The organism is Amycolatopsis sp. NBC_00355 (assembly GCF_036104975.1).
Taxonomy (GTDB): domain Bacteria; phylum Actinomycetota; class Actinomycetes; order Mycobacteriales; family Pseudonocardiaceae; genus Amycolatopsis.
In genome coordinates, this window is record NZ_CP107982.1 from 7,827,099 (window position 1) to 7,849,253 (window position 22,155).

At 71.6% G+C, this 22,155-nt stretch carries 17 protein-coding genes; 5 read left to right on the forward strand and 12 right to left on the reverse strand.

Annotation, left to right across the window (positions count from 1 at the left end; genetic code table 11):
• Nucleotides 1-3: 3 nt before the first annotated feature.
• From OHS18_RS36065 to OHS18_RS36090, 6 genes are all read right to left on the reverse strand, one after another.
• Nucleotides 4-1,056, reverse strand: a complete 1,053-nt coding sequence (locus tag OHS18_RS36065) for a chitinase (RefSeq protein WP_328613790.1) — start codon at nt 1,054-1,056, stop codon at nt 4-6.
• Nucleotides 1,057-1,208: 152 nt separating this feature from the next.
• A complete protein-coding gene (locus OHS18_RS36070; protein ID WP_328613791.1) occupies nt 1,209-2,816 on the reverse strand; it encodes a M28 family peptidase in 1,608 nt (535 codons plus the stop codon).
• Nucleotides 2,817-2,925: 109 nt separating this feature from the next.
• On the reverse strand, nt 2,926-5,190 hold the full coding sequence (locus tag OHS18_RS36075) for a M4 family metallopeptidase (RefSeq protein ID WP_328613792.1): 2,265 nt from the start codon (nt 5,188-5,190) through the stop codon (nt 2,926-2,928).
• Between the two features lie 298 nt (nt 5,191-5,488).
• A complete protein-coding gene (locus OHS18_RS36080; RefSeq protein ID WP_328613793.1) occupies nt 5,489-6,766 on the reverse strand; it encodes a helix-turn-helix domain-containing protein in 1,278 nt (425 codons plus the stop codon).
• 82 nt (nt 6,767-6,848) lie between these two features.
• A complete protein-coding gene (locus OHS18_RS36085; protein ID WP_328613794.1) occupies nt 6,849-8,921 on the reverse strand; it encodes a M4 family metallopeptidase in 2,073 nt (690 codons plus the stop codon).
• A gap of 466 nt (nt 8,922-9,387) precedes the next feature.
• Complete coding sequence (locus OHS18_RS36090) at nt 9,388-10,674, reverse strand: helix-turn-helix domain-containing protein (RefSeq protein ID WP_328613795.1); 1,287 nt, start codon at nt 10,672-10,674, stop codon at nt 9,388-9,390.
• A 75-nt stretch (nt 10,675-10,749) separates the two neighbouring features.
• Here OHS18_RS36090 and OHS18_RS36095 point away from each other — a divergent pair, with 75 nt between their 5' ends.
• From OHS18_RS36095 to OHS18_RS36105, 3 genes are read left to right on the forward strand one after another with little or no spacing between them, the layout of a single operon-like run.
• Nucleotides 10,750-12,120: a glycoside hydrolase family 9 protein gene (locus OHS18_RS36095; RefSeq protein ID WP_328613796.1), complete on the forward strand. Its 1,371-nt coding sequence runs from the start codon at nt 10,750-10,752 to the stop codon at nt 12,118-12,120.
• A 9-nt stretch (nt 12,121-12,129) separates the two neighbouring features.
• Complete coding sequence (locus OHS18_RS36100) at nt 12,130-12,915, forward strand: TIGR00730 family Rossman fold protein (protein WP_328444936.1); 786 nt, start codon at nt 12,130-12,132, stop codon at nt 12,913-12,915.
• Nucleotides 12,915-13,499 (forward strand): TIGR00730 family Rossman fold protein, encoded by a 585-nt coding sequence (locus tag OHS18_RS36105; RefSeq protein WP_328444934.1) that lies wholly within the window; start codon nt 12,915-12,917, stop codon nt 13,497-13,499. Before OHS18_RS36100 ends, OHS18_RS36105 begins: the two co-directional genes overlap by 1 nt.
• On the opposite strand, the gene OHS18_RS36110 is transcribed toward OHS18_RS36105, so the two are convergent.
• A complete protein-coding gene (locus OHS18_RS36110; protein ID WP_328613797.1) occupies nt 13,496-14,341 on the reverse strand; it encodes a LysR family transcriptional regulator in 846 nt (281 codons plus the stop codon). The two genes, OHS18_RS36105 and OHS18_RS36110, sit on opposite strands and share 4 nt — an antisense overlap.
• 70 nt (nt 14,342-14,411) lie before the next feature.
• On the opposite strand from OHS18_RS36110, the gene OHS18_RS36115 reads away from it, so the two are divergent.
• Nucleotides 14,412-15,128 carry an SDR family oxidoreductase gene (locus OHS18_RS36115; RefSeq protein WP_328613798.1) on the forward strand — a complete coding sequence of 239 codons (717 nt, stop codon included), beginning with the start codon at nt 14,412-14,414 and terminating at the stop codon, nt 15,126-15,128.
• Between the two features lies 1 nt (nt 15,129).
• On the opposite strand, the gene OHS18_RS36120 is transcribed toward OHS18_RS36115, so the two are convergent.
• Nucleotides 15,130-15,804 (reverse strand): lysophospholipid acyltransferase family protein, encoded by a 675-nt coding sequence (locus OHS18_RS36120; protein ID WP_328444928.1) that lies wholly within the window; start codon nt 15,802-15,804, stop codon nt 15,130-15,132.
• Between the two features lie 51 nt (nt 15,805-15,855).
• Between OHS18_RS36120 and OHS18_RS36125 the strand changes: the two genes are divergently transcribed.
• Complete coding sequence (locus OHS18_RS36125) at nt 15,856-16,758, forward strand: glucosyl-3-phosphoglycerate synthase (RefSeq protein ID WP_328613799.1); 903 nt, start codon at nt 15,856-15,858, stop codon at nt 16,756-16,758.
• On the opposite strand, the gene cydC is transcribed toward OHS18_RS36125, so the two are convergent.
• The 4 genes from cydC to OHS18_RS36145 form a co-directional block, all read right to left on the reverse strand.
• Nucleotides 16,694-18,274: a thiol reductant ABC exporter subunit CydC gene (gene cydC / locus OHS18_RS36130; RefSeq protein ID WP_328618641.1), complete on the reverse strand. Its 1,581-nt coding sequence runs from the start codon at nt 18,272-18,274 to the stop codon at nt 16,694-16,696. The genes OHS18_RS36125 and cydC overlap by 65 nt on opposite strands.
• Nucleotides 18,275-18,396: 122 nt before the next feature.
• Nucleotides 18,397-19,953, reverse strand: coding sequence for a thiol reductant ABC exporter subunit CydD (gene cydD, locus OHS18_RS36135; protein WP_328613800.1), 1,557 nt, complete (start codon nt 19,951-19,953; stop codon nt 18,397-18,399).
• Nucleotides 19,954-19,962: 9 nt separating this feature from the next.
• A complete protein-coding gene (locus OHS18_RS36140) occupies nt 19,963-20,952 on the reverse strand; it encodes a cytochrome d ubiquinol oxidase subunit II (protein ID WP_328613801.1) in 990 nt (329 codons plus the stop codon).
• A 2-nt stretch (nt 20,953-20,954) separates the two neighbouring features.
• A complete protein-coding gene (locus OHS18_RS36145; protein ID WP_328613802.1) occupies nt 20,955-22,118 on the reverse strand; it encodes a cytochrome ubiquinol oxidase subunit I in 1,164 nt (387 codons plus the stop codon).
• Between the last annotated feature and the right edge of the window lie 37 nt (nt 22,119-22,155).

Consider the following 22,155-nt stretch of genomic DNA (forward strand, 5'->3'; position numbering starts at 1 on the left):
GGACTAGCGGCCCTGCAGGGACTTGACGTTGTTGCCGAACGTCCAGGACTTCGAGCCGTCCCAGTTGAGCGACCACGTCATCAAGCCTTTGAGGCTCGGGATCGCGTGCCACGCCTGGGAAACCAGGCTCGTCGACATGTAGCCGCCGCCTGCGCCCGGCTGCGCCGGCAGGCCCGGGACCTGCTTGTCGTACGGAACGCGAATCGTCGTGCCCTGGACGACCAGGCCCTGGTTGAGGCAGTTGGTCTGCGCGGTGAAGCCCTGCACCGTCCCGGCCTGGTACGAATCGCCGGCGCAGCCGTACATCGAACCGTTGTAGTACTGCATGTTCAGCCACCACAGGCGGCCGTTGTCCGCGTACTTCTTGACGATCGGCAGGTACGCGCCCCAGATCGAGCCGTACGTGATGCTGCCGCCGGTCACGTAAGCGGTTTCCGGTGCCATCGTCAGCCCGAAGTTCGACGGCATCTGCGCCAGCACGCCGTCGATGATCCGGATCAGGTTCGACTGTGACGCGGAGAGCGTCTTGATGTTCCCGCTGCCGGTGAGGCCGGTTTCGATGTCGATGTCGATGCCGTCGAAGTTGTACGCCTTCAGGATCGGCACGATCGTGGCGACGAACTTGTCGGCGACGGCGGACGACGAGAGGTCGATCCCGGCGGCCGCACCGCCGATGGACATCAGGAGCGTCGAGCCGGCGGCCTTGGCGGCGCACATCTCGGCGGGCGTGGACACCTTGACGCCGGCGTCCATCCCGTTCTCCCACAGCACCGTGCCGTCGGAGCGGATCACCGGGAAGGCGGCGTTGATGACGTTGTACCCGTGCTGCGCGATGCGGCTGTCGGTGATGGGCACCCAGCCCAGTCCGGGGTGGACGCCGTTCGCGGCGCCGTCCCAGTTCTCCCAATAGCCTTGCAGGACCTTGCCGGCGGGCCGGGACTTCACCGCGCACGTGTCGGCCTGCACCGCCCCCTGCGCGGGGGCCGACACGAGCAGCGGGACAGCCAGCGCCGCCGCCAGAAGGGTTCCGAAAAAGCGGGTTCTCCGACCGGACATACCGGCTCCCATCTTCGATGAAGCGAACGCGGCGTGTCCGCTCAAGATAGGTGCCGCCGGGAACCGCTGACTACCTACGATCGGGTGGTCTAGACAAATTGCCGGGGGGTGGCACTTTCACGTGAAAGTGCCGCCCCCGGTCGTTCGGAAGGTCAGACGGTCAGCGTCCAGGAGGACAGGTAACCGGTGTCGGCCGGGCCGACGTCACGCAGCTGCAGCTTCCACGCGCCGTTCGCGGCCTCCGACGAGGCGTTGACGGTGTAGGTGGTGTCGAGGTTCGCCGTCGAGTCGCTGCTGGAGCTCTTCAGCCGGTAGGACGACCCGTCCGGGGCGATCAGGTCGATGACCAGGTCACCGCGGTAGGTGTGGGTGATGTGCACCTCGACCTTGGTGGTACCGGACGCGTTGCGCGCGCAGCCGCCGACGGTCGCGGTGCTGCTCACCGCGGCACCCGGGTAGTCCGGGATGTTCAGCCGGGTCCCGTTGGTCACCGGCGCGCACGACGACGTGCTGCCGACGCCGAGCGAGAACGTCGCCGTGTGGTCGACGCTCGCGCCGTCCGCGGTCACCGTGATCGGGAAGGTGCCGGTCGGGGTGCCGGCCGTCGTCGCGATGGTCAGCGTCGAGGAACCGCCGGACTGCACGGTGGCCGGGCTGAACGACGCCGTCGCGCCGGCGGGCAGGCCGGACGCCGACAATGAGATGGACTGCGCGCTGCCGGACGTCGTCGCGGTGCTCACGGCGACCTGCAGCGACTGTCCGGGTTGGACGGTCCCGGCGGTCGGGTTCAGGTTCACCGAGAAGTCGTTGCCCTGCGTGGTGGCGACGGCCAGCTTCCACAGCGCGTACCCGATGGCGTCGGAGTTCTTCTCCAGCGGGGTGTCCGGGATGTTCGACGTCGTGTCGCAGGCGCGGTGGTAGCAGTTGTCGAACGCCGCACCCGCGGTGCCGCCCCACTTCTGGGCCTGCGCCGAGCTCTTGATGTCGCCGGCGCCGGTGGCGAGGCCGCCGACCGGGATGCCCGCGCTCTTGAACGACGCGTGGTCGGACCGGCCGTCACCCTCGCTGTCACCCTCGGTCTGGATGCCGATCGAGGAGAAGTACTCGTCGAAGATCGCCTTGACCGAAGCGACGTCGTCGTAGACGAAGTAGCCCCAGTTCTTCGAGCCGATCATGTCGAAGTTGAGGTAGGTCTTGATCTTCGTGCGCTCGGCGCTCGGCAGGTTGTTGACGTAGTACTTCGAGCCGACCAGGCCGGACTCTTCGTCGGCCCACCAGGCGAAGCGGACGCGCTTGGCCATCGCCGGGTTGGTGCGGGCCAGCGTCAGCGCGGTCTCGAGGATCGACGCGCTGCCGGAGCCGTTGTCGTTGATGCCGGGCCCGGCGCTCACGCTGTCGAGGTGCGCGCCCAGCATGATGACCTGGCTCGCGTCACCCTGCGGCCACTCCGCGATCAGGTTCTGCGACTGCCCGATGCAGCTGGTGCAGGTCTGCCGGGTCGTCGTGTAACCGGCGTTCTTGAGCAGGTTTTCCACGTAGGTCACGGAAGCCGCGTAACCGGCGCCGCGCGGCGAACGCGTGCCGCCGTTGTTGTTCGCGATGGTCTGCAGCTGGTTGAGGTGGGTCTTGATGTTGGCCAGCGAGATGTCCGGCGCGGCGAGCGTCGTGGCCGGCGCGGCGGTGGCCGCGGGCGCGCTCATGACACCCATTACGGCGGCCAGGGCGGTGACCCCGGCGCCGAGGCGAGTCTTCCACTTCATGGCGGTGAGTTCCTTCGGTGGGGTGGGGGAGAGCTCTGGGGGCGGCACTTTCACGTGAAAGTGCCGCCCCCAGGTGGTCACTTTCACGTGAAAGTGACCGTCGGCAGTGCTAGACGGTCAACGTCCAGGAGGACAGGTAACCGGTGTCGGCCGGGCCGACGTCGCGGATCTGGAGCTTCCACGCACCGTTCGCGACCTCCGACGAGGCGTTGACGGTGTAGGTCGTGTTGATGTTCGGCGTCGAGCTGCTGCTGGAGCTCTTCAGCCGGTACGACGAGCCGTCCGGCGCGATGAGGTCCAGCACCAGGTCACCGCTGTAGGTGTGGGTGATGTGCACCTCGACCTTGGTGGTCGACGACGCGTTGCGCGCGCAGCCGGCCACGGTGCTGGTGCTGCTGACCGCGGCACCCGGGTAGTCCGGGATGTTCAGCCGGGTCCCGTTGGTCACCGGCGCGCACGACCCGGTGGTACCGACGGTGAGCGAGAACGAAGCCGTGTGGTCGGTGCTGGCCCCGTCCGCGGTGATGGTGATCGGGAAGCTGCCGGTCGGGGTCGACGACGTCGTCGCGACGGTCAGCGTCGAGGAACCGCCGGACTGGACGGTGGCCGGGCTGAACGTCGCGGTCGCGCCGGCCGGGAGGCCCGAGGCGGACAGCGTGATCGACTGCGCCGCGCCGGAGGTGATCGCGGTGCTGACGGTCGTCGTGGCCGAGCCGCCCGGCTGCACGGAACCCGAAGCCGGGTTCAGCGCGACGGAGAAGTCCGGCCCGCCGCCGGTGCACGACGCCGGCTCACCGGTCGCGGCGGTGACGGAGACGGCGTCCCACGCGGCCTTGGTGGTGTTGTACTCGGTGCAGCTGCCCGGGTAGAGGGCGATCGCCGCTTCGAGGGTCGCCTTGCGGGCGGCCTTGTGGTTCCACGACGACGTCTTCTTCAGCAGGCCGTTGTAGAAGATCTTGCCGGCCTTCTGGATGCCGAGGCCGGTGACCGACGAGCTGTTGCAGGTCGGGCTGTTCGGCTTGCCGCCACCGGGCGCGGAGCCCTCGGCGAGCAGGTAGAACCAGTGGTTCTGCGGGCCGGCCGCCGCGTGCACCTCGGTGCTCGGGATCGACGACGAGTAGCAGTTCGGGTCGCCGACCAGCGACGGCTGGTACATGTAGCGGATCGGGCCCTGGCCGACCAGGTTGACACCCTCGCCGACCTGGTAGTCCGGGACGTCCTTCGGGTTGTTGGCGTACGCCTCGGTCAGCGCGCCGAAGATGTCACCCGTGGATTCGTTCATCCCGCCGTTCTCGTTGCCGGAACCGGCCCCGCCCGGGGTGAACTGGAAGACGCCGTGGCCGAACTCGTGGCCGACGACGTCCATCGAGGTGGCCTGGCGCTGGTTGTCCTGCGAGTGCCCGAAGTGGGTCGAGGAACCGTTCCAGTACGCGTTGACGTCGGCGAGCCCGACGGACGCCGGGTAGCCGGTGCCGCTGCCGTTGATGCCGTTGCGGCCCAGCCACTCCGACAGCATTTTCCACTCGGTCTGGACGCTGTAGAGGACGTCGACGCAGCCGGTTTCGAGGTCCGTGCCGGTGCCGTTGCCCCACGCGTTGTCGGTGCCGCTGTAGACGGAACCGCCTTCGCGGCCGCAGCTGATGCCGGTGCGGCCCGGGTCGCGCAGCGTGTAGGTGCTGCCGGACTGCGTGGTGTCGATGGAGACGTTGCCGACGTAGTAGCTGTTGCCGGTGCCGGCGACGTTCACCGTGCTGGGCTGGGCCTGGCTCTTCGCGCCGGAGGAGAACGTCTTGACGTCGTCCCGCTTGTCGAGGACCGCGCCGGTGGCGGCGTCGACGAACACGTGCAGGTTGCTCGGCGCGCTCGCGGTGCGCCCGGCGACGACGACCTCGTAGGCCAGCTTCGGCGTCGCCCCGGCCAGCACGACCTTCTCCGGCGTGCTCACACTGTCCACAGTGGGCAGTTGGGCGCGCGCGGTGGCGGCGGCCTTGGCGGCGTCGAGCCCGGCCTGCGTCCCGACGGCGATCGGCGCGGTCTCGGCGGCGCTGGTGCCGCGGACGCGCCCGGCGCCGTCGGCGACGACCACCGCGTCCCCGCCCACGACCCGCAGGCCCTGGTAAGTCCGCTGGTAGGCGCCGTAGAAGAGGCCGCCACCACCGGCGGTCAGGCCGACGCGCTGGAACGCCTCGGCCGGCCCGCGCTCGAGGGCGTCGAGCCCGCTCGCGGCGGCCTGGTCGGCGGCCCGCGCGGCGGCCGCTTCGGGGGCGGCGGGTTGTGCTTGCTGAGCCGCGTTCGCCGGGGTCACCGGCAAAGCGAGCGTCATGGCGAGCCCGGCGGCGGCCGCCAAGCCCGTTCTGAACCCACGATGGGTCATCGAGGTCTTCCTTCCACGAAGGCAGGACGATGGGGTGCGGTGCGGGGAAAAGAGACGTGTCCGGGGTGCTAACAGCAGGTATGCGTCCGGACGCATCCGAGTAAAGGATCAGCGCATCGGGCCGTCAATGGGCCGAACGGACCAACGACGCGTTCCGGATTTGCCGGTCATTTCGTACAAACCCCGCCCGTGCTGGGGATTCTTCGGGCATTCCGCGCCGGAACGACTTTCGTAGGGATTGTCCCCGACACCATCCGAACGCCGGACGGTCTCGATCACCGAGAATCGTTAGTACCGCTCAGGAATCGTTTTCCGCGCCGAGCGCGATGAGCCCGTTCCGCAGCACGTCGGCCGCCTCTTCCGGCCGCCCGGTCTCCCCGAGCAGTTCGCTCAGCGGACGCAGCGCCCGCACGAGCACCCCGCGCGCCCCGAGCCCGGTGGCCAGCTCGACCGCCGCCCGCAGGTCCTCGGCGGCACGCCGGCCGTCACCCCGCGCCCGCGCGAGGGAACCCAGCTGCAGCCGCAGCTCCGCGGCCAGCGCCGTCCCCGCCACGACCGCCGGGCGGATCTGGTCGAGCAACGCTCCCGCGGTCTCCAGCCGGCCGGCCGCGAGGTACTCCCCGGCCAGCTCGACCGTGATCGCCGGGACGTCGTCCGGCCAGGCCGTCTCGCGGGCCGCGCCGAGGTCGGCCAGCGCGCCCTCGACGTCTCCCCGGCGGCCGCGGACGCGGGCCCTGGCCAGCAGGCAGTGCGCCATCGCCGGGTGCAGCGCCCGCTCCTGCATCAGGTCGTAGGCCGCGGCGATCGACGCCGCCGCGTCGGCGAAGCGGTCCGCGGCCAGGTGGCTGCGGCACACCTCGACGTGGCTGCGGGTCAGCTCGGCCAGCACCGCCGGCCCGCCGCGGGTGAGCCGCAGCGCCGCGGCGGCGTACTCCGAAGCCCGCTCCAGGTCGCCCTGGCGCAGGTGCCGCTCGGCCAGGCACGCCCGCAACGTCAGCAGCATCGACGGCTGCGGGTAACCGTCGCGCAGCAGTTCCGCGTGGCAGGTTTCCAGCAGGTGCAAGGAATACTGCGCCTCGCCCCAGTCGCTCAGCACGGCCGCGCGCAGCGGCGCCACCATCGCCCGCACCGGCGGCGGTTCGCCCGCCAGCGCCGTTTCGGCCTCCGCGACGTACTTCGTGCGCGCCTCGCCGCGGGAATAACCGGCCAGCCACAGCAGCGCGATGCCCTCCTGGCGGGGCCGTTCGAGGCGTTCGGCGCGACGCCGGAGGCGCTGCATCCGCGGGGTGGCGCGGCGGGCGTCGCCGAGCAGGAACCGTTCCGCCGTCTCGATCAGCTCGATGTCCAGCTCGAGCAGCTCACGCGGGGAGCTGCCGCCGAGGAGCTCGTCGGGCTCGATCCCGAGCTGCTGCGCGAAGAACCGCAGCGCGTCCCCCGACGGCGTCCGCGCGCCGGTCTCGACCGACGAGACGTACGCCGCGGAGTACTGCGGGCCGGCGAGTTCGCGCTGGGTGAGGCCGCGCTCGGTGCGCAGTTCACGCAGGCGCTCGCCGACGGTCTCGCCGCTCACGCTCACGCGGTTCGCCTTTCCACGGGTACAGGGTATGCCTGGAAGCCGCGCGGTGGCGGGGGAGTCACCCGCCACCGCGCGGCGGGTCTCAGCAGGCGCCGGCGTCGCTCCAGACCGCCCACGAGCCGGGCGCGCCCGGCTCAGCACCGGTCGAGTACCACGTGGACGTCCACTTGTGACTGTTGTGGCCCACGACGTCGTTGGGCACGTACGCCTTCGCGGAGTCCCACTCGGCGATACCCGAGCAGCCGGTCGGCGGGGTGCCGGTGCCGACCGTGAGCGAGAACTGCGCGGTGTGGTCGGCGTCGGTGCCGTCCCCGGTGATCGTCACCTGGCTGGTGCCGTTCGGGGTGGTCGCCGCGGTGGTGATGGTCAGCGACGCGGTGCCGCCGGACTGGACGCTCGCCGGGCTGAACGTCGCCTTGGCGCCGTCCGGCAGGCCGGTGGCGAGCAGCCGCACGGTCTGCGCGCTACCTGCGGTGACCCGGGTGGTCACCGTGGTCGTCGCGGACTGTCCGGGTTGGACGGACGCGGACGTCGGGGAGAGCGTCAGCGAGTAGTCGTTGCCGGCCGGCGGGGTGCCGGTGCAGGTCGGCTCACCGCTGGCGGCGGTGACGGAAACGGCGTCCCAGGCGGCCTTGGTGGCGTTGAACTCGGTGCAGCTGCCCGGATACAGCGCGATCGCGGCTTCGAGGGTCGCCTTGCGGGCGGCCTTGTGGTTCCAGGAGGACGTCTTCTTCAGGAGCGCGTTGTAGAAGATCTTGCCGGCCTTCTGGATGCCGATGCCGGTGACGGTGCTCCCGTTGCACGTGGGGCTCGCCGGGGAGGCGTTGCTGCCCTGGGACAGCAGGTAGAACCAGTGGTTCTGCGGGCCCGCGGCGGCGTGCACCTCGGTGCTGGGGATCGAGGCCGAGTAGCAGTTCGGGTCGCCGACCAGCGACGGGTTGTACATGTAGCGGATCGGGCCCTGGCCGACGAGGTTCACGCCCTCGCCGACGGTGAAGTCCGGCGTGTCCTTCGGGTTGTTGGCGTAGGCCTCGGTGAGCGCGCCGAAGATGTCGCCGGTGGACTCGTTCATGCCGCCGTTCTCGTTGCCCGAGCCCGCGCCGCCCGGCGTGGTCTGGAAGATCGCGTGGCCGAACTCGTGGCCGACGACGTCCATCGGGGTGGCCTGGCGCTGGTTGTCCTGGGAGTGGCCGAAGTGCGTCGAGGAGCCGTCCCAGTAGGCGTTGACGTCGTTGAGGCCGACGCTCGCGCGGAAGCCGCCGCCGGCGCCGTCGATGCCGCTGCGGCCGAGCCAGTCGCCCAGCATCTTCCACTCGGACTGGACGCTGTAGAGCGTGTCGACGCAGCCGGTTTCGAGGTCGGTGCCGGAGCCGTTGCCCCAGGTGTTGGTGCTCTTGGTGAAGATGGCGCCGCCCTCGCGGCCGCAGGCGATGCCGCGGCGGCCCGGGTCGGTCATCGAGTAGGAGCTGCCGGAACCGGACGTGTCGATCGAGACCTGGCCGGCGTAGTAGGAGTTGCCGGTGCCCGCGACCGCGGCGGTGCTCGTTGCCGTGGTCTTGCCCGGCGCGGCGAGGGTGCGGACGTCGTCGCGGGTGTCGAGGACCGCGCCGGTGGCCGCGTCGACGAAGACGTGCAGGTTGGTCGGGACGGCGCGGTTGTGACCGCTGACGACGACTTCGTAGGCGAGCTTCGGCGCGTCCCCGGCGAGGACGACCAGCTTGGGCGCGGTCGCCTTGTCGACGGCGGACACCTCGGCCTTGGCGATGGTGCTCGCCTTTTCGCCGCTCAGGGCGGCCTTCGTGGGCACGGTGATCGGCGCGGTCCTGGCGGCGTCGGTGCCGCGGACGCGCCCGGCCCCGTCGGCGACGACGACCGCGTCCCCGCCGACGACCGGCAGGCCGTGGTAAGTCCGCTGGTAGGAGGCGTAGAAGAGGCCGCCGCCACCGGGGGTGACGCCGGTGCGGACGAACGCCTCGCTCGGGCCCTTGGCGAGCTGGTCGACGCCGTTGAGCGCGGCCTGGTCGGCGGCGACGGCGGCGAGCGCCTCGGGGTTCGGGGCTTGAGCCGGTGCGGGCGACGCGGCGGCCGGGATCGCCGGCAGCGCGAAGGTCAGGGTCAGGCCGGCGATCGCCGCCAGCCCTCGTGGGGATCTCATGGGGAACCTTTCCGGTGGGACTCGGGGAGACCGTGCGCCCGGCCGGGTCGCGATGTGTCCGCCGGAATAACTGGTGTTATAGCGCCGGACGCATCCGAGTAAAGGTTCCGGCGGCCTGCCGGTCAATGGGCCGAATGGCCCAGCGTCTTGCCGCGAAGATCACGCCGTTCCGCGCAAATCCCCAGGAAGCCGCCCGTGTCCGCGACTGGTCTGAACCAATTCACTAACTTTCGTAGGAACTTGGTCCACGGGCCCTGATCCCGGACCGCCACCCCAAGTGGTCCACACCACCGGCCCGTCCCCGGACGGACGACACGCGTACCCCGACGGACGACACGCGTACTCAGGCGGACGACACGCGTACTCAGGCGGACGACACGACGGCTCGGCCGAGACTGCCGCGTGTCGTCCGTTCAGGTGCGCGTGTCGTCCGGCCGCGTACGCGTGTCGTCCGTCCGGGGACGGCTCAGGGGTCGGTGACCTCGGCGGAGTCGAGGCCGCGGCGGTAAGCCGCGATGGCCTCGTCGAGATGACCACGTTGTCGTAGGACGTCTCCGAGCCGCAGTGACGTCGAAACCGCCGCCGTGTGCAGGGACGCGCGGGTCTGGATTTCCAGCGCCTCGCGGAGGAGGCGGGTCGCGGCGGGCAAGTCGCCCTGGGCCCGGGCGATCTGGCCCAGCAGGCCCGTCGCCTCGCCGAGCGTTTCGACGTCCTGGGTGAGCAGCGGCAGCACTGAATCGACCAGTGAAGCCGCGTCCGAAGCGGCGCCCTGGCGCAGCCGGACCTCGGCCAGCTCGATCGTCGCGCCCGCGACGCCCTCCTCCGAACCGATCGCCGCGAGCTGGTCCCGGGCCTCCGTCAGCTCCGCGCGCGCCTCGGCCAGCCGGCCCAGGCGGCGCAGCAGGTAGCCGCGGGCCCAGCGGCAGCGGGCCGCGTCGCGGTCGAAGCCGACCGACGCGAACAGGCGTGACGCCTCGATCAGGTCCTGCTCCGCCCGCTCGCTCTCGCCGATCGCCTGCCACACCTGGGACGCCTGCCGGTGGAAGCGCGCGACGAAGTCCGGTCGCGTGGCCGCCCGGATCAGCCGGCGTCCGTCCAGCGCGGCCCGCCGCGCCCGGTGCAGCCCGCCCATCTCCATCAGCGGGTGGATCAACGCGCTGAGCAGGCACAACTCGGCGTCCGGATCGCCGGGCAGGGAGACCAGGGCTTCCTCGACGCGGGCGATCGCCGCGCCGGCGTCGCCGGCCAGGTAGCGGCAGCCGGACCAGCGGTGCACGATCATCGCCCGCAGCCACGGTGGCGCCGCCTCCGCCAGTTCCCCGGCGTGCTCCAGTGCCGCCTGCGCGCCCTCGACGTCGAACAGCTGCCACTTCACCTCAGCCTGGCAGAACCGCGCGTAGCACTCGACGTCGGCGAGGTGGTAGCCCGCGGCCTGCTTCGCCACGGCCGCGAACCGCTCCGTCGCGGCCGCGCCCCGGCCCTGCTCCAGGTCGCGGTAGCCCTCGTCCAGCGCGGCCCGCAGTTCCGCGGCGACGCCGGGCGGGCGCCCGAACCGCAGCTCGTCGACGGTCAGGCCGAGCCGCCGCGCGAGGTAGGCCAGCATCTCCTCCGACGGCGGCCGGCTGCCGGTCTCGACCTTCGCCAGGAAACCCCGGTCGTACCCCGGCTCGGCCAACTCGCGCTGCGTCCAGCCGCGATCGGCGCGCAGCCGCCGGATCCGCGTGCCGAGCGGTTCGGCGGGGGCCCTGGTCATCGTCCCACGGTAGGTCATCGGCGCCGGAACGCGGAAACGGACATAGTGACGCCCGCGGCCGCGACCCCCGCGGAGGTGCGTGTCGACCAGGTCGGTTACGCGCTCGGCGAGGCGAAGCACGCATACCTGCTCGGTGGCGCGCAAGGAACGTTCACGGTCGTCGACGACCACGGCCGAACTGTCCGCCAGGGCCGCATCGGGCCAGTCTCGGCGCGTGGAATGACCGCTACAAAACCGTTTTCGACCTCGACCTGTCCACTGTGGACCTACCGGGTCACGGCCGCGGGGGCGACGTCGCCGCCGTTCCGGATCGACACCGCGCGACGCCTGGACCGCAAACCCTCGCACCTGGCCGACTGCCGGGGCACCGTCTACGCCGAGCCGAAGTTCGCCGGTGAGGGCGGCGACGAAATCGTCGAACCGCTGACGCCGCTGGGCGGCCGGGTCGACGTCGAAGGCGGCTGGGTCGACGCCGGCGACTTCGTGAAGTTCACCTCCAACGGCGTACTCCCTGGCCGAGCTGGGTTTCGTGCTGCGCGACGACCCGGACCAAGTGCTGGCGAAGGAGGCACCCCGCTCAGCCCGAACCTCGCCGGCCGTGTCGCCGCCGCGTTCGCGCTCGGCGCGCAGGCCAGGACGTCGGACGTCGGCGAGCTCGTCACGGCCTTCCCGCACGCCTACTACCCCGAGTCGTCCTGGGAGGGCGACCTCGAACTCGGCGCGACGCAGCTCGCGCTCGCGGCCCGCGAGCTGGACGACCCGCGCGCGACCGGCTGGGCCCGCGACGCCGCGAAGTGGGCGAAGACCTACATCGCCGGCGACGGCAAGAGCACGCTGAACCTCTACGACACCAGCGCGCTCGCCCACGCCGACCTCGCCGGGCTGCTGCGCACCGGTGTCTCCGGGGCCGCGCTCGGCGTCCGGGAACTGGCCGCCGACCCGCGCCGCCAGCTCGATACCGGAGTGGAAAGGGCCGGGCAGAGTCCATTCCGGACGGCCGTCGACGTCACCGATTTCGACGCCGCCGGCAAGAGCTTCGGCTTCGCCGCGACCGCCCGGCTCTACCAGCGCGTCACCGGCGACCCCCGCTACGCGGCGTTCGGCGCACGCCAACGGGACTTCACCCTCGGGGCCAACGCCTGGGGCGTGTCGCTCGTGGTCGGCGTCGGCGCCACGTTCCCGCGGTGCCCGCACCACCAGGCCGCGAACCTCGCCGGACCTTCGAAAGTGCTGTACGGCGCGGTCGTGAATGGACCCAACGGCGCGGACAACTTCGCCGATCTGCCGTTCCCCGCGGGCGCGAAGGAATGCACCCGTCCGGATGAATCCTTCAACGGGCAGGGATCCCGTTACGCCGACGACCCGAGTTCATGGCCCAGTAACGAGCCGGCCATCGACTTCACCTCCACGGCGCTGCTCGCATTTTCGCTCGCGGGGACGTCGTAGCATGGGGAAGTGAGCGAACAGTCTGAATTCCCCGACGGCCAGTACCCCGAGCGTCCGGTCGAGCGCCAGAAGGGCCCCGTGGTCCTGCGTGGCGACCGCCGTGACCAGGGCAGCACGACCGACCAGCGGCTGCTCGACTCGCGCGGGCCCAGCGACTGGGTGCACACCGACCCGTGGCGGGTGCTGCGGATCCAGGCCGAGTTCGTCGAGGGTTTCGGCGCGCTCGCCGAGGTCCCGCGCGCGGTCACGGTGTTCGGCTCGGCGCGCACCAAGCGCGATCACCCGGAGTACGAGCTCGGCCGCAAGATCGGCGAGGCGCTGGCCAACGCCGGGTTCGCCGTGATGACCGGCGGCGGCCCGGGCGCGATGGAGGCGGTCAACCGCGGTGCGGCCGAGGCCGGCGGCTTCTCGGTCGGGCTCGGCATCGAGCTGCCGTTCGAGCAGGGCCTGAACCCGTGGGTCGATCTCGGCGTCAACTTCCGCTACTTCTTCGCCCGCAAGACGATGTTCATCAAGTATTCGCAGGCCTTCATCTGCCTGCCCGGCGGCTTCGGCACGCTCGACGAGCTGTTCGAGGCGCTGACCCTGGTGCAGACGAAGAAGGTCACGAAGTTCCCGGTCGTGCTGTTCGGCAGCGAGTACTGGGGCGGGCTCTACGACTGGATCGCCAAGACCGTGCAGGCCGAGGGCAAGGTCAGCGCGCACGACCTGGACCTGCTGCACGTCACCGACGACATCGACGACGCCGTCCGCGTGGTGCAGGACTCGTACCAGGCCTGGGAGGACACCCACTGATGAGCCGGATCTGTGTTTTCTGCGGCTCGTCGATGGGTTTCTCGCCGCGCTACGCCGAGCAGGCGGCCGCCCTCGGCAAACTGCTGGCCCAGCGCGGCATCGGGCTGGTCTACGGCGGCGCGAGCGTCGGCACCATGGGCGTGGTCGCCGACGCGGCGCTCGCCGCGGGCGGCGAGGTGATCGGCGTGATCCCGGAGGCGCTCTCTTCGGTCGAGATCTCGCACGCGGGGCTCTCGGAACTGCACGTCGTGAAGGACATGCACGAGCGCAAGGCGAAGATGGCGGCCCTGTCGGACGGCTTCCTGGCCCTGCCCGGCGGCGCCGGGACGCTGGAGGAGCTGTTCGAGGTCTGGACGTGGGCCCAGCTCGGCCTGCACACCAAGCCGATCGGCCTGGTCGACGTCGACGGCTACTACGCCCCGCTGCTGGCCTTCGCCGACCACATGGTGACGGAAGGGTTCGTCAAGGCGGACTACCGGCAGCTGCTGCTGACGGACGCCGACCCGGCGGTGCTGCTCGACAAGTTCGCGACGTACGAGCCGCCGGCCCCGCCGAAGTGGGCCGCGGGACCGCCGGGCATCTAGGCCGTCACGGTCGCGGCCTCGGTGCTCGCCCGGACGAACGCGGCCACCGCCCGCGACCGCGTCCGGTCGGGCCAGGCCAGCACGATCGAGCTCTGCGGCGCGTCGAGCACCGGCACGCACACGACGTCCGCCCAGGCGTGGCGCCGGACCGACGCCGGGAGCACGGCGACCGCCTGACCCAGCGCGATCAGCTGCATCAGCTGCCCGGAGTCCCGCACGTCGGGGCCGCTCGTCGTCTTGTCCGTCCCCGGCCAGCGGGGGAATGGCTCGCCGTCGAGGTCGGCGAGCACCAGGGCGCTGCGCCCGGCCAGCCGGTGGCCGCGGTGCAGGACCGCCACCTGGTCCTGGGTCAGCAGCAGCTCGGTGTCGAACCCGGCGAGGTCGTCGTGCGCCGGGTGCACGAACGCGAGGTCGACGCGCCCGTCGCGCAGCATCGGCGTCTGCTCGCCGATCCCGCAGACGACCACCTCGACCTCGACGGCGTCCGGGTCCCGCCGGTACCGGGGCAGGATCCGCTCGAGCAGACCGGCGTCACCGTCGGGTTTTGTCGCCACGAGCAGCTTCGGGACGTCCTCGCCGGCCCGCTGCGCCCGGCGCACCGCGGCGGCGACGGCGTCGAGCGCTTTGTGGCTCTCCGCAAGGAAAACCGCGCCGGCGGCGGTCAGGTTCACCCCGCGGCTGGTGCGTTCCAGCAGCGCCACGCCCAGCCGTCGTTCGAGCTGCTGGATGGCGCGCGACAGGGGCGGTTGCGCCATGCCGAGCCGCTGGGCCGCGCGGCCGAAGTGCCGTTCCTCGGCGACGGCCACGAAGTAGGCGAGCTCCCGCGTTTCCGGTTGCTGCATACCCGCAGGGTATCGGCCGATGCGGCTTCGGTGTTGGCTCGAAGCGGCCGCGCGCTGGTGTGCTGGGGTCATGAATCAAATCACTCTGGTCACCGGCGCGAACAAGGGCATCGGCCGCGAGATCGCCGGCCGGCTCGCCGCCCTCGGCCACACCGTCGTCGTCGGCGCCCGCAGCGCTTCCGCCGGCGAGAAAGCGGCCGCGGAGATCGGCGGCTCGTCGGTGGTGCTCGACGTGACCGACCCGGCTTCGGTCGCCGCGGCCGCGTCCGCGATCGACGCCCGCTACGGCCGGCTCGACGTCCTGGTCAACAACGCGGCCATCGCCCTGCCGCCGGACTCCGACCTGGCGAGCCAGCGCCCGAGCACGGCCGATCTCGACGTCCTCCGCACGATCTTCGAGACGAACGTCTTCGGCGTCGTCACGGTCACGAACGCCCTGCTGCCGCTGCTGCGCCGATCGGCGGCGCCGCGCATCGTCAACGTCTCCAGCAGCGGCGCGTCGCTGGCCCGCAACGCCGACCCGGCCAGCGAACTCCCGATCTCGGCGGGGTACACGCCGTCGAAGACCGCTTTGACGTCGTTGACGCTCCAGTACGCGAGGGACCTGCGGGCCGACGGGATCCTGGTCAACGCCGTCTGCCCCGGCCATTGCGCGACCGACCTGAACCGCCACTCGGGCCCCCGGACGGCCGCGCAGGGTGCGGAGTCGGCGGTCCGGATGGCGACGATCCCGAAGGACGGCCCGACGGGCACCTTCGTCGACGACGAAGGCCCGGTGCCCTGGTGACTCAGGCGGCGCCTTCGCTGGGCCGCTTGTGGTACGTGTCCACGTATTCCTGGCCGGACAGTTCGAGGATCGCGTACATCACCTCGTCGGTGACCGAGCGGCGGATCGCCGGCGCATAGTCCTGGCCTTCGTAGCGCGAAAAGTCGAGGGGCTTGCCGAACGTGATGCCGATCTTGGCCAGGCGGGGGATGCGCGCGCCCTCGGGCTGGAGGTTTTCGGTGCCGGTCAGCGCGACCGGCACCACCTTCGCGCCCGTTGCGAGGGCCAGCGCGCCGACGCCCGTGTGGCCGCGGTGCAGCCGGCCGTCCAGGGAGCGCGTGCCCTCGGGGTAGATCGCGAAGACGCCGCCCGCGTCGAGCACCTTGCGCGCGGCCTCGAGCGCGGCGAGGCCGGCCTGGGCGTTGCCGCGCTCGACCGGGACGTAGCCGAGGCCGCCGAGGAACCCGGCCATCAGCCGGCCCTTCAGCGTCTTGCCGACGAAGTACTCGGCCTTGCCGAGGAACTTGACCTGCCGCGGTGTCGCGAAGGTGATCACGCCGGTGTCGAGCGCGGCCCGGTGGTTGGCCGCCAGGAGCACCGGGCCGGTGGCGGGCACGTTCTCCACGCCGCGCACCTCCGGCCGGTAGAGCGCCCTGGCCAGCGGGCCCAGCACGAAGCGGACAAGCTGCGCGATCAAGTGGTCCTCCTCCTCGGATGCGGTGACCCCAGCATGGCACGATCGCTACTCGTGAGTTGGTTCGAGCGGCGTACGTGGCAGGACCCCGGTTGGACGCCCGGGGACATCCTGACCGCGAAGGGTGACCGGACGGTTTCCGTAGTGCTACCGGCGCTGGACGAAGAGCGGACCGTGGGTGCCGTCGTCGCGTCGGTGCGGCCACTGCTCGGCGGCGTCGTCGACGAGCTGGTCGTGCTCGATTCGGGTTCCACGGACGCCACCGTTCAAACGGCCGCGGCCGCCGGTGCGCGGGTCGTCCGCCGCGAGGACGTGCTGCCCGACCTGCTGCCGGTGCCCGGCAAGGGCGAGGTGCTGTGGCGCTCGCTCGCCGCGACCAGCGGGGACGTCGTCGTGTTCCTCGACTCCGACCTCGTCGACCCGGACCCGGCGTTCGTGCCGTCCCTGCTCGGCCCGCTGCTGACGACGCCGGGCGTGCACCTGGTCAAGGGCTTCTACCGCCGGCCGCTGCGGCTGGAGAGCAGCGGCGGCGGCCGCGTCACCGAACTGCTCGCGCGGCCGGTGCTCTCGGCGCTGCGCCCGGCGCTCGGCGGCCTGATCCAGCCCCTCGGCGGCGAGTACGCGGGCACCCGCGAGTTCCTCGAATCGGTGCCGTTCGCGGCCGGGTACGGCGTCGAGATCGGGCTGCTGCTCGACGCCGAGGCGCGCTACGGCCTCGACGGGCTCGCGCAGGTCAACCTCGGGGTGCGCAAGCACCGGAACCGCTCGCTGCCGCAACTGGGGGTGATGTCGCGGCAGATCCTCGGCACGGCGCTCGCGCGCTGCGGCGTCCCCGCCGCCGACGCGCCGCTGACGCAGTTCGTGCAGGTCGACGAGGAGTGGCTGCCGGACGTCACGGACGTCCTGGTCGCCGACCGGCCGCCGATGCGGGAAGTGCTCGCCCGTCCTCGAGGGTGACGACCTCGTCGAAGCCGTCGAGGTGCTCGGGCCGGTGCGTCACGAGGACGACGCTGCCTTTCGTATGCTCCAGGACGCGCTTGAGGACGGCGTCGCCGTGGGCGGGGTCGAGGCCTTCGACCGGCTCGTCGAGCACCAGGACCTTGGGTGCCGCGAGGACCGCGCGGGCCAGGATCAGCCGTTGCCGCTGACCGCCGGAGAGCGCGTCGCCGTCCGGGCCGGTGTCGCGGTCGAGGTCCAGGTCGAATCCCGCGGTCTCGCAGGCTTCTCGCAGCTGCGCTTCAGTGGCGTCCGGCTTGCCGAGCAGCAGGTTCTCGCGGACGGTCGTGTGGAAGACGTGCGCGTCCGAGAGCGCGCCGGAGACGGTTTCCGACAGGTCGGCGTACTCGGCGAGCGGATGGCCGTCGAGGGTGACTCGGCCGGACGTCGGGGTTTCCAGGCCGAGGAGCAGACGCAGCAGGGTCGTCTTCCCGGCGCCGCTGGGCCCGAGGATCCCGACGCGCTTGCCGGGCTCGAGGTCGAGGTCGACGTCCCGCAGCGCGGGGGCGCGTCCCGGATAGCGGAGGCCGGCTCTTTCCAGCCGGAAGTGCCCTTTGTCTGCGGTGCGCGTGCCCGGGGTTTCCGGCAGCGTGGCGAGCACAGCCTTGACGCGGACGGCCGACGCGCGGATCTCGGGCACCCGGCGGGCGGCGGTGATCAGGGGGAGGACGACCTCGAACGTCGTCATGGAGGCCAGGGTGAAGGCGGCGGTCCAGGGGACGGAGGCGTCGCAGAGCAGGCCCACGGCGATCGTGGTGAGGAGCTGCACGAGGACCCCGGCGGCGCTCGGCAAGGCGGGTTTCGCGGCCGGTTCCCGGAGCTGCTCGACGACTTCGTCCGCGACGGCCCGCTTTTCGCCGAGTGCCCCGGCGGCGACCAGCTCCCGATACCCGGTGACGAGTTCGACGGCGCGTTCGGCGAGTTCCGCGCGTTTCGGGGCGTTTTCGACCGCTCGCCGCGCGGTGCTCCTGACGGCCAGCCACGGCAGCACCGCCCCGGCGACGACAAGCCCGGCGGCCAGCGCCCCGGCGGCGCTCGCGGACGCCGTCGCGACCACCCCGACGGCGGTCAGCCCGACCAGCCCGGCGACGGCCGCGGGCAGCAGCCACCGCAGGACGGCGTCCTGCAGAGCGTCCACATCGGACACCAGCCGCGTGACGAGGTCCCCGCCGGAGTACCGCGACCCGGGCGCGAGGGCCTGGTAGACGCGGGTGCGCAGTGAACCGAGCCACCGGAGGACGACTTCGTGCCCGGCGAGCCGTTCGGCGTACCGGAGACCGCCGCGCAGGAGGGCGAGAGTCCGCACGGCGACGATGGCCACGGTGAGAGCGGCGAGCGGCGGCCGCTCGGCGGCCCGGAGCAGAAGCCAGGCGGCGGTGGCCATGAGCGCAAGCCCGGCGAGCTCGGCACCGGCGGCGAGCAGGGCCGCCCGGGCGAGCCGAAGAACGTCCTTGGTGGACACCGCCCACAGCCCCAAGACAGCCCCCACCCTTCCCGGGGGGCGTCCCCGATCCCAGCGTACCGCCCCTGGCCTGCGAAAACGTGCCGCGCGAGAATCTGTGGACAAGTGCTCGCCGGTGGATACCGAACTTGACAAAGTCACTCCGCCACCTCCGCCGCCACCCGGCCGCCGCGGAGTTCGACCACCCGCTCCGCCAGCGAGACCATCGCCGGCCGGTGGGCCACCAGCACTGCCGTGCGTCCCGGCAGCAGAAGGCGCGTCGCGGACAACACCGTCGCCTCCGTGCTGGCGTCCAGCCGGGCTGTCGGCTCGTCCAGCAGCACCAGCCCCGACGAGGTCCGCGCCAACGCCCGGGCCAGCCCCACTCGCTGCCGCTGCCCGGCCGACAACCCCTCGCCCAGCTCACCCACCTGGGACGAGTAGCCGTCAGGCAGCCCCGCCGCCACCTGGTCCAGCGCCGCCGCGCGGGCCGCGGACTCGAAGTCCGGAGTGGCGAGGCCCAGGCCGATGTTCGAGGCCAGCGAACCCCGGAACAACGTCGGCCGCTGCGGGACCCACGCGATGTCCGCCAGCCAGCCGGACGGATCCAGCGACCGCACGTCCACCCCGTCCGCCAGGACCCGGCCCGACGTCGGCGTCACGAACCCCAGCAGCACCGCCAAGAGGGTGCTCTTCCCGGACCCGCTCGGCCCGGCCAGCGCCAGCCGTGTGCCGGCCGGCACGCAAAGGTCCACATCGGACAGAGCGACGACGTCGCCGAAAGAGACGGACACCCGCTCGAAGACCAGCGAAGGCGCACCTCGGCGGCGAGTGAGCGTCCCGGAACGTGAAGAAACCACCGGTACGGCGAGAGCCTCCCGCAACGCCGTCAACCCCTCCGCCGCCGCGTGGAACTTCGCGCCCGCCGCCCGTAGGGGCAGATACGCCTCCGGTGCCAGCACCAGGATCAGGAGCGCCGTCCGCGCGTCCAGCCCGCCGGCCAGCAGGCGGAAGCCGATCGGGACCGCGACCAAGGCCACCGACAGCGTCGCGACCAGTTCCAGCACCAGCGCCGACAGGAACGCCACCCGCAACGTCTTCAGCGTCGCATCCGTGTGCGCGTCCGCCATCGCGCGGACCGTCCGCGCCTGCGCCTGCGCCCGCCCGAACACCTTCAGCGTGCCGAGCCCGCGGACGACGTCGAGGAAGTGCCCGCCCAGCTTCTTCAGCAGGTCCCACTGGGTGTGCGCCGACGTGTGCTTGCCGACCAGGATCGCGAACACCGGGATCAGCGGCAGTGTCGCCGTCACGACCAGCGCCGACGTCAGGTCCGTCGTGACCAGTCGGACGATCACCGCGACCGGCACCACCACCGACACGACGAGCGTCGGCAGGTACCCCGTCAGGTAGCTGTCGGTGGCGTCGACACCGCGCGTCACCTGCGTCGCGACCACGCCGGCCCGGTCGGCCGCCGAGCCGAGCAGCCGGCGCCGCAGGCCGGCTTTGACCGAGGACGCAAACCGTCCACCGAGGACGTCGACAGCCATCGAAAGCATTACCCGGCCGGCAATCGCGAGTACCAGAGCGAACGAGAGACCGCCGCCGGTGAGCAGCGTGGCGAGACCTTCGGCCTGGATCAGGACGGCGGACGCCGAAAGCACGCCGAGCGTGCTCAGCAGGACCAGGTACCGCCGGAGTCCGGGAAGTGCGGGCACGACGTCCCCCTAGAAGTGCAGCAGCGAACGCTGGTCGACGGGAGCGCGGTGCGCGCGCCAGGTCAGCCACTGCACGACGAGCAGCAGCAGGACCGCCGGCGGCGCGAACCAGTTCAGCACCGCGAACGTGCTCGACGCGGTCGCCGCCTGGTCCGTCGTGAGCGCGTAACCCGAGTCCGCCACCAGGATCGCGGGAAACCGCAGCGTGCCGACCAGCAGCGCGGGACTCGCCGCGAGCACCATCGCCCCGATCAGCGCCACCCGGTGGCGCTTGAGCGCGAGTCCCAGCCACACCGAACCCAGCGCGAGGAACGCGAGCACGACCACGCCGATGCCCACCGTCGTCACGCCGTGCAGCGCGAAGGAACCCCACCCGGTGGCGACGACGAGGAAGCCCGCCACGGGCGGCAGGAACGCCCGCGCCAGCCGCACCGCGCGCCCGGTCAGCTCGGCCGGCGCCCGCACGGCCAGGAACACCGCGCCCTGCAGGGAGAACAGCGCGACGAACCCCAGTCCCCACACCACGGCGTACGGGTTGAAGAGCGCGAGCACGGCGCCGGCCGGCGAGCCGTCGGCGGTCAGCGGCAGCCCGGTCACGAGGTTGCCGAGGAACAGGCCCCACGACACCGCCGTCACCAGCGCGCCGCCGACGATGCCCGCGGTCCACGCGCCGCGCGGCGCCCCGGGGCGGCGGCTGCGCAGCTGCATCGACGCCGTGAACGTCACCAGGCCGATCAGCAGGGTCACGACCAGGACGTACGCCCCGGCGAACACCTTGCCCTCCAGGTGCGGGAAGGCGCCGAACAGCACGCCGACCGCGGCCACCAGCCACACCTCGTTGGCCAGGAAGAACGGCCCGAGCGCGCCGAGGGTCTGCCGCCGTCGCCGCTCGTCGGCGTCGAACGCGGGCAGCAGCATCCCGACGCCGTAGTCGTACCCCGCGAGCGCGAAATAGCCGCAGGTCAGCAGGCCCAGCACGCCCCACCAGAAGGTCACCATCGTCAGACTCCGCTCAGGACGGGCAGTTCGGCGACGTCGCGCTCGACCGGCTCCGGGCCGCGCTTGGCCACGCGCGCCAGCAGCACCCAGTCGGCCGCGGCGAGCGCGGCGAACAGCAGTGAGAAAGCGATGAAGGAGAACAGGATCTGGCCGGCCGGGACGCCCGCGATCGCGTCGGCGGTGCGGAGCCTGCCCCAGACCAGCCACGGCTGACGGCCGATTTCGCGCACCAGCCAGCCGAGGATCGCCGCGGCGAACGGCAGCGGGATCGCCGCGACCATCAGGTAATGCAGGATCCGGGCCTTGCTGATCCAGTTCCGGAACAACAGCGCGCAGCCGAGCAGCGCGCACAGCAACATGACGAACCCGAGCATGATCATCAAACCCAGTGGCAGCCCGACACCGCCGTCCTTCAGCTTGTCCGGCTGGTACATCGCGAGCTCCCCGAACTGCGCGAAGCCCTGGTTGACCACGAGGATCGCGCCGATCAGCGCCGCGACGACGCCGATCCGCATCGAGCGGCGGAAGAACTCGACCTCGGTGGTGCGCTTCAGGAAGTGGTACGCGCTGACCCCGGCCACGAAGAACCCGCCGGTCAGGATCGCGGCGCTGACGACGTGCGGCAGCGACGCGACCAGCGCGGGGTTCGTGAAGAGCGCGCCGAAGTCGTCGAGGTGCAGGGTGCCGTTCTCGAGGTGGCTGCCGACCGGGTCCTGCAGGAACGAGTTGGCCAGCATGATGAACAGCGCCGACGCGTACGCGGTCAGCGTGACGAGCCAGATCAGCGCCAGGTGCAGCCACTTGTCCATCCGCCCGAAGCCGAAGATCCACAGGCCGAGGAACGTCGACTCGAGGAAGAACGCGACGAGCGTCTCGATGGCCAGCGGGGCGCCGAAGACGTCACCGGCGAACGTGGAAAGGCCGGTCCAGGTCAGCCCGAACTGGAATTCCATCACGATGCCGGTGACGATCCCCAGCGCGTAGTTGATCACGTACAGCCGGCCCCAGAAGCGCGTCATCCGCTCCAGTTCGGGCTTTCCGCCGAGCGCCGAGCGGGTCTGCATCACGGCCACCAGCGTGACCAGTCCCAGGGTGAGCAGCACGAACAGGAAGTGGAACGAGGTCGTCGTCGCGAACTGGAGTCTCGCGACCGGGAGTGCGTTCATGTAGACAGGCTACACATAGTCTGCCTACATGTAGCCA